The sequence below is a fragment of the Paenibacillus sp. E194 genome, assembly GCF_000935845.1.
Lineage (GTDB): Bacteria > Bacillota > Bacilli > Paenibacillales > Paenibacillaceae > Paenibacillus_B > Paenibacillus_B alvei_B.
In genome coordinates, this window is the sequence record NZ_JMDX01000216.1 from 1 (window position 1) to 9,613 (window position 9,613).

The 9,613-nt window shown below is 49.3% G+C and carries 2 protein-coding genes; both read left to right on the forward strand.

Annotation, left to right across the window (positions count from 1 at the left end; genetic code table 11):
- Positions 1 to 1,492, forward strand: a 1,492-nt coding sequence (locus tag AZ66_RS22695) for a condensation domain-containing protein (RefSeq protein WP_044356943.1), incomplete at its 5' end; no start/stop codon positions are given.
- A 158-nt stretch (positions 1,493 to 1,650) separates the two neighbouring features.
- Positions 1,651 to 9,613: non-ribosomal peptide synthetase (locus AZ66_RS22700; protein ID WP_156160049.1), on the forward strand; the 7,963-nt coding region annotated here is incomplete at its 3' end.

A 9,613-nucleotide genomic window follows, 5' to 3' on the forward strand; every position in this document is an offset into this window, starting at 1 on the left:
GCACAAGGAACTGAACGTGAATGTGCCGCTGCGAACGATCTTCCAAACCTCGACGCTGGAGGAATTGGCGCAGGCGGTTGCCGGGATGGAGCAGCAGTTGTACGCCGCGATCGAGCCGGTGGAGACACGGGACTATTACCCGCTGTCCTCAGCACAGAAACGGATGTATGTCCTGAATCAATTGGAAGGAGCTGCGCTCAGCTACAATATGCCGGAAATATATACGGTGGAAGGGCCGCTCGATACGAAACGTCTGGAGCGAGCGTTCCGTCAATTAATCGCACGGCATGAATCGCTGCGAACTTCATTTGAGATAGCCGCCGGAGAACCGGTACAGCGAGTGCATGAACGAATTCCGTTTACAGTGGAAATGGAACGTCTGCCGGAGGCGGACAGCTTATCGGAAGCGATGGCAGAGGAACAGATCGCCTGCCGGGTGGAAGCATTCGTGCGTCCGTTTGACCTCGGACAAGCACCGCTGCTGCGCGTAGGGCTTATTGAAGCGGCAGAGGAACGTTATGTTCTCTTGTTCGACATGCATCATATTATTTCCGACGGTGTATCCTCCAATTTGCTGGTTCAGGAATTTACCCGTCTATACGATGGGGAGAGCTTGCCGGAACTGCGGATTCAGTACAAGGATTATGCCGTTTGGCAGCAGAATTTAGCCCAAAGCGAAGCAATGAACGAACAGAAAGCATTTTGGCTGGAGACGTTTGCGGGCGAGATTCCGGTGCTGGATTTGCCGGCGGACTATGAGCGTCCGGAGGTGCAAAGTTTTGAGGGAGACGCTTTGTATTTTGAAATCGACCGCTTGTTAGCCGACGGTCTGCAGAGAATTGCGGCAGAAACCGGGGCAACGATGTATATGGTGCTGCTGGCGGCCTATACGATACTGCTATCCAAGTATACGGGACAAGAAGATATTGTCGTGGGCACGCCAATTGCAGGCCGACCGCATGCAGATTTAGAGCCGCTTATCGGAATGTTTGTCGGGACGTTGGCGATGCGAAATTATCCGGAACAAGACAAACCGTTTACGGATTTTGTGAGGGAAGTAAAAGAGCGGACGTTAAAGGCGTTTGAAAACCAGCATTATCCGATCGAGGAACTGGTGGAAAAACTGGATATTCCAAGGGATCCTGGCCGCAACCCGCTTTTCAGCACGATGTTTGTCTTGCAAAACTTGACTCGTCAACATGTAGAAATGAAGGAATTATCTTTTGTTCCTTATGGCACAAGCCACAATATTTCAAAAGTAGATCTGACGCTTTACGCAATGGATAATGATGGCGAGTACGGATTTTCAATCGAATATTGCACGAAGCTGTTTAAGAAAGAAACCGTGGAAGAAATGAGCCGCCATTTTAAAATACTATTGTCCCAGATCGTGCAACAATCAGACTCGAAAATTATTGAACTCCGTGTGAGCGAGACTGGTGAAGAGCATAAGCGCAAGGCAACGTTGGAACTGGCGGAAATTGATTTTTAATAATTCTTCGAAATGTTGATGAAGCGATAATAGGAGGGCATGGCTGTTATCAAAACGGTAACGGCCATGTCTCATCCTTAGTCGACAGCGGACATAAGCCGGATTCGGCAGTAGCAACGATAATAGACAAAAATCTAATTTCGGGGAGAGAATGATAGATGGTTTTTGTATATGATAAAGAGTCTCTCGAAGAACGGGAATATTGGCAAAAAAAGCTGCCTAAAAACTTCGATGAAACTTGCATTCCTACAGACTTTGCAAGAACGAAAACCAATGAGAATATAAAACGTTCGGTTCGGTATGAGTTGCGTGCGCCGTTATCCGAGAAAATACTCGACATATGCAAAAACTCCGATTATTTGATGCACGCCTTTTATATCGCCATCGTGAAAATATGTATATATAAATATACAGGCCAGCACGCCCTTATTGTAGGCACCCCGAGTTATCGCACGGACAAAGAAGCAGGCGGGCACCGATTATTGGCCATATACGATGAATTAGATTCGGCTTCAACCTGTATGGATCTGATGCGTAAAGTCAGAACATCATTGATCGAGGCATATGAACATGGCAATTATCCGATGTCTAAAATAATTAAAGATATGAATATTGAAGAAAGAGAAGACAGATCCGCTTTATTCGATGTCGTAGTCATGTTGAATGCCCTGCACGATCGGGAAGCGGCAACCAATCATAATCATGATTTGACCTTTTATTTGAATAGAGAAGGGCATCGTCTATGGATGGAGCTGGAGTACAACACTTCGCTTTATCACCAAGATACAGCTGACAGACTCATTCGGCACTGCATCCAAATTATGGAGATGGTTGCTGAACATAAGCTGGAAGTTTCCGTATCGCAACTATCATTTTTAACTGCTAACGATAAACAAACAGTGTTACTAGATTTTAATGATACCGGAGCGCCGTATTCCAAAGACACGACCATTTATCGCATGTTCGAACGGAAGGCAGAGGAAATCCCGAATCGCCCTGCCATATTGTGCGGTGATGACCGTTTGACCTACAAGGAACTGAATGAAAGAGCAAATCATGTTGCCAAAGCCTTGCTGGAGAGAGGAGTAACGAAGGACTCCATTGTCGGCATTGCAGCTCGGCGATCATTTGAAATGGTAATTGGCATTTTAGGAATTTTGAAGGCTGGGGGGGCCTACTTGCCAATTGATCCCGGTCTACCGAGAGAGCGGATTCGCTATATGCTGGAGGACAGCAGTTCTACCATTTTATTGGCAGAAAATGATGGCATTACGAAAGAGTTGGACTTTACAGGTATCACGTTATCTTTAAAGGACGAATCTGTATATCAGGGAGTTGCGGAGAATATCCAGACGGCAGGAACTCCGGACGATATGGCTTATGTCATTTATACGTCAGGATCGACGGGCAAACCGAAAGGAGTCATGATCGATCATTACTCGCTGGTCAACCGTTTGGAATGGATGCAAAATCAATACGGTCTCGGTGAAGATGACGTTATTTTACAAAAAACACCATTCACCTTTGATGTGTCCGTTTGGGAACTGTTTTTATGGATTCTTGGCGGATCATCTGTGGTTATGCTTAAACCGGAAGGTGAAAAAAATCCGGAAACGATTGTGCAAGCAGTCGAAAAATATAAAATCACGACTCTTCATTTTGTACCTTCCATGTTTCAAGCTTTTCTTGAATACGTCGAAAGCAGGAACATCTTGCGACCGTTGTCCTCACTAACATTGATTTTTACGAGTGGTGAAGCATTAAGCCCCCATCATGTAGAACGATATCATTCATTGCTGCACCGCCATCATCATACACGCTTAATCAATTTATACGGACCGACAGAAGCTACAATCGATGTTTCTTATTTTGAGTGTACGAACATTTTTCATCTAGATACTGTACCGATAGGAAAACCTATACAAAATATTCAGTTATACATAGTAGACAGAGACGGTAATTGCCAGCCTATAGGAGTTCCGGGAGAATTGTGCATTGCGGGAGACGGGGTGGCCCGCGGGTATTTGCATCGGCCGGATTTAACCGCAGAGAAGTTTGTGGCCAATCCGTTCCCCAACGTACCTCGGATGTATAAGACCGGTGATTTGGCTAGATGGATGCCGGATGGAAACATTGAATATATGGGACGAATGGACGATCAGGTCAAAATTCGCGGTTACCGGATTGAATTGGGGGAAATCGAGTCTCTGCTCTATAAGCATGAAGATATAAAAGAAGTAGCTGTCGTTACGAAACCGCATGCTGACGGCCAACATTATATATGCGCGTATTATACTGCCGGCACTTCCATTGACGAGGCGAAATTGCGTAGTATACTTACCGAGAAATTGCCCGAATATATGATTCCGTCCTATTTTGTTCCGTTATCGACTCTGCCCCATACATCAAGTGGAAAGATTGACAAAAAGGCACTGCCTGAACCGGATCACAATACTGCGGGTGTGGAATATGTGGCGCCGGCAAATGAATTAGAAAGCATACTCGCTTCGGTATGGGGTTCTGTCTTGGGAACAAAGCGGATTGGAACGAAAGATAATTTCTTTAAATTGGGTGGCGACTCGATCAAAGGGATACAGGTATCCGCCAGATTGCATCAATACGGATACAAGCTGGAAATGAAAGATCTGTTTAAGCATGCGACCATCTCGGAAGTTGTTCCGTTTATCCAAAAGGTAGAAAAGGTAATCGATCAAGGAACCGTGACTGGGGAAGTCGAATTGACCCCTATCCAAACATGGTTTTTTGAACAGCAATTTCACGACATGAATCATTGGAACCAGGCTATTATGCTGTACAGCCGGAAAGGATTCCAAGAGAGCGAAATCCGGGAGATCTTCCATGCCGTGCTGCGGCATCATGATGCATTAAGAACGGTCTTTACTTATGAAGCCGACCGCTATAAAGCGTATAATCGCGGACTTGACGAACCACTGTTTACACTGGAGGTCACGGATCTGCGTGGAATCGAAGGTGCGGATGCGGAACGAATCATCGCAGACGAGGCGGATCGAATTCAGTCGGCTATGGATTTGGAAAAAGGGCCGCTGGTCAAGCTTGGTCTATTCCACACTGGCGAAGGCGATCATCTGTTAATCGCCATCCATCACTTGGTCATCGACGGCGTCTCTTGGAGAATCTTATTTGAAGACATCGCGATCGGGTACGAGCAATTGCAACAGAGAGAAGCGGTGACTCTTCCGCAAAAGACGAATTCGTTTCAGGACTGGGCGCAGCAGTTGGTCGAATATGCACAAAGCCAGCAGCTGCTCAGGCAACTGCCGTATTGGGCGGAAATGGAGCATACGGATGTCGCGTTACTGCCCAAAGATGCGGAAGTGAAGGAATCTTATGTACGGGACTCTGAACTCGTACTCGTCGAATTGGAAGAAGCGGAGACGGAACGGCTGCTGAAGCAAGCGAACGCTGTCTTCCATACGGAAATCGGTGATTTATTGCTTACCGCGCTTGGCTTAACGATATCCGAATGGACAGGGAACAGCCAAGTGGCTATCAGCTTGGAAGGCCACGGCAGGGAAGCGATTGCGCCAGATATTGATATTAATAGGACAATAGGCTGGTTCACGTCTCAATATCCGGTTGTGCTGAACCTGTCTCCTGACGAGGATCTATCCTACCAAATTAAACGAGTTAAAGAGAGTGTAAGAGGCGTTCCTCAGAAAGGAATCGGCTACGGAATTTTACGATATGTGACGAATGCCGAACATAAAGCAGGCATTTCATTTGCGTTGGAGCCTGAAATCAGCTTTAACTATTTGGGGCAATTTGACGAAGCAGGGTTCGGGGAAAGCGAGATTACGTTTTCGCCTATTTCCTCCGGATCCTCTATCAGCGGCGGCAGCCAGCGAACCTGGACGCTGGATATTAACGGAATGATCTCAGGGGGAAAACTGACGCTCTCGTTCAGTTATAACAAACATGAATATAAACCGGACACGATACGCGGTCTGGCGCAGTCCTACAAAGCGAACTTGCAAATGATTATTGACCATTGCGTCCGACAAGAGAATGCCGAGCTGACCCCAAGCGATCTAATGCTGAGAGGCATGGAGCTGGATACCTTTATCGCCATGCAGCAGAAATGGAGCGATGAGGGCTCCATCCAAGATATCTACCCGTTGACGCCGTTACAGCACGGTATGATTTTCCATTATTTATACAACCAACAATCAGATGCCTATTTTGAGCAAACAGGTTTTTACATGGATGGGCAGTTTGATGTTGCGTTATTTGAACAGAGCGTGAACAAGCTGGCAAGCCGGCACGAAGTGTTCCGGATGCAGTTTGACCTTGACTCGTTAGAGCAGCCGGTTCAAATCGTGCTGCATGAACGAAAATACGATATCGATAGCGAAGATATTTCGTCGCTGTCCGCGGAAGAGCAAGCTGCTTACATTGAAGCTTACCAACGAACAGACAGGAAACGGGGCTTTGATTTAGCCAAGGGTTCGTTGATGCGGCTATCCGTTTTGAAAACTGGGGACTCGTCTCATTATATTGTATGGAGTTTTCACCACATCCTTATGGATGGCTGGTGCTTGCCCCTCGTATTCCGAGAGCTGTTTGGCAATTATGACAATTTGAAGATGGGAAGCCCGCTGGAGCTGCCTGAAGCCCGCTCTTACCGCACGTTTATGGAATGGATGGAACAACAGGATCAGGAGAAGGCCGCCGGCTATTGGGAGGAATATATTAAGGGGTATGAGCAGCGGGCCCAGCTACCTTATAAGAGGACGGTTCAGGAGGGGGACGAAGGGTACGATCCTGCCGAAACCCCTGTTATACTCAGCCGCGATGTGACAGATAAGCTGGCCCAGATAGCCCGCGAGCAGCAGGTAACGATGAATACGCTGCTGCAAACGGTATGGGGGATCCTGCTACAGAAATATAACCAAGCCTCCGACGTGGTGTTCGGCTCCGTCGTGTCCGGCAGACCATCTGAAATCGTGGGCATCGAAGAGATGATCGGCCTGTTTATCAATACGATTCCGGTTCGTTCGGGCTATTCCGGTCAAGATACGTTTGCTGATTGTCTCAAACGGAATCAGGAAGCTGCGCTTTCGTCTGCGCGTTATGATTTTTATCCGTTGTACGAGATTCAAGCGCGGTCGCTGCTGAAACAGCAGTTATTCGATCACATCCTCGTGTTTGAAAATTATCCAATCGAACAGGAGCTGGAACAATCGGCCGCAGGGACGGAAGGGGAGCAGACGGATTTTGCTATTCATAGTTTCGATAGCTTTGAACAAACGAACTATGATTTGAATGTGATCATCATGCCAGGGGCTGAAATGATGATCAATCTGAAATATAACCGGCATGTGTATGCGGATCATGGCATCGAGCAAGTCAAAGCGCACCTCCTTCGTATCATCGAGCAGGTTTGTGACAATCCGCTGACGGCTGTGAACGATATCGAAATAGTGGCAGCACAAGAAAAACAGACCCTTCTGGCGTACAATGACACGGCATCTGTGTACCCGAAAGAAACGGCGGTGCACATCTTCGTGGAAAAGCAAGCGGAAGAAACGCCGGATCGGGTCGCCGTGGAATGCGGAGAGCAGAAGATGACGTACCGGCAGCTGAACGAGAAGGCGAATCAGCTTGCCAGACAGCTCAGTCAACGGGGGATCAGAGAGAATCGATTTGTAGCGGTTATTGCCAAGCATTCGATCGAGTTGCTTGTTGGCATTATCGGCACGCTCAAGGCAGGCGGAGCGTATGTGCCTGTCGATCCCGATTACCCGCGCGAGCGAATCGCTGCGATATTGGAGGATAGTGGCGCAAAGATCGTGCTGACACAAACGTCATTGGCCGAGCAGCTTCCGGCTGCGCTGAGTCTGGAGGAAATTCTGTTGCTGGATGATGCTGCTCTGTATCAAGGAGATACCCGCAATTTGAATAGGACGCAGGATCCGCTGTCGCTAGCGTATGTTATCTTCACTTCAGGCACGACGGGGCGACCGAAGGGAACGATGATTACGCATCAAGGCCTGATGAACTATATTTGGTGGGCCAAGGATACGTATGCGGAGCAAGGGCTCGACTTTCCGCTCTACTCTTCGATTTCGTTCGACTTGACGGTAACGTCGATATTTATTCCGCTGCTGACCGGGAACAAGATCGTCATATATGACGGTGAGGACAAAGTTTCGTTGCTTCGGCAAATCGTCGAGGACAATCGGGTGCCAATTATCAAGCTGACGCCGACCCACCTCAAATTATTGTTGGAACTGGAGATTGAGGGAAGTGCAATTCATACCTTAATCGTAGGCGGGGAAAATTTAAGCGCGGCCCTGGCACAGCGAATTTACGATAAATTCAATGGGAATGTGCATCTGTACAATGAATACGGTCCGACCGAAACGGTGGTAGGATGCATGGTGTATCGTTATGATCCCGAAGTGCCTATTCCGGCTTCCGTGCCGATCGGCGTACCGGCAGCCAATGTGGGGATATACGTGCTGGATGCCCATTTGCATCCCGTGCCCCATGGTGTGCAAGGAGAAATCTATATCGGAGGCGACGGAGTCGCACAGGGATACCTCCACTTACCGGAGCTTACGGCCGAACGCTTTGTGGACAATCCGTTTGTTCCGGGTGGCCGAATGTACCGAACGGGCGATATTGGCTGCTGGCTTTGGGACGGAAATGTCGAATATTTGGGGCGGATCGACCATCAGGTGAAGATCCGCGGGTATCGGATTGAGTTGGGAGAAATCGAAGCGTGCTTGCAACAACGGGTGAAGGAAGCAGCTGTCATCGTGCGCGAGCATACAGATGGAGATCCGTACCTGTGCGCTTACGTGACGGCGGAAGAAACGCTGGATGTGACGGAACTGCGTAAATGGCTAGGACAGCAGCTGCCGCACTACATGATCCCGTCATTCTTCGTGGAGCTGGAGCAAATGCCGTTGACGCCGAACGGGAAAATTGACCGCCGCTCGCTGTCGGAGGTGGAAGGGGACGTGTTAAGCGCCACCGCTTACGCTGCGCCACGGACGGTGCTGGAGTCCCGTCTGGCAGACATCTGGCGGAGCGTGCTCGGCGTGGAGCGGGTCGGGATAAAGGACAACTTCTTCGACCTTGGGGGTCATTCGCTGAAAGCGACGACGCTGGTAGCGCGGATGTACAAGGAATTGAACGTGAACGTGCCGCTGCGAACCGTCTTCCAGGCGCCGACACTGGAACAACTGGCGCAGGCAGTTGCAGGGATGGAGCAGCAATTGTACGCCGCGATCGAGCCGGTGGAAGCAAAAGCGTATTATCCGGTCTCCTCCGCGCAAAAGCGGCTGTACATCCTGAACCAATTGGAAGGTGCCGAGCTTAGTTACAACATGCCGGGAATTTATGCGGTGGAAGGGCCGCTTGATGCGGCACGGTTAGAGCGAGCATTCTGCGAACTGGTTGCGCGCCATGAATCGCTGCGAACCTCGTTTGAAATGGTAGATGGAGAACCGGTGCAGCGCGTGCACGATCAGGTGCCGTTCGTGGTGGAGAGGAAGGATCTGCCACAGGCGGAAAGTCTGTTAGAGGCAGAAATCCCGCAAGGAACCGGGCGCTCATCAGTAACGGAGCGTATCGCGGAAACGATGGAAATGGATATAGCCGAGCAGGTGGAGGCGTTCGTGCGCCCATTTGACTTGGCGCAAGCGCCGCTATTGCGGGTAGGACTGATCGAAGTGGAAGCGAACCGTCATCTCCTTCTGTTCGATATGCATCATATTGTTTCTGACGGGGTTTCAATGGGCGTGTTGGTACAGGAATTTACGCGTTTATATGAAGGGGAACGCTTGCCGGAGCTGCGGATTCAGTACAAAGATTATGCGGCGTGGCAGCAGTCGCTGGCCCAAAGCGAGACGATGCGGAAGCAGGAAGCGTTCTGGCTGGAGACGTTTGCTGGCGACATCCCGGTGCTGGAGCTGCCGACGGATTATGCGCGCCCGGCGCTGCAAAGCTTTGCTGGGAATGTGGTGTATGCCGAACTCGATTCGGACGTGACCGCAGGCTTGCGCCGGATCGCTGCGGATACAGGAGCGACGATGTACATGGTGCTGCTAGCGGCATATACGGCGCTGCTGT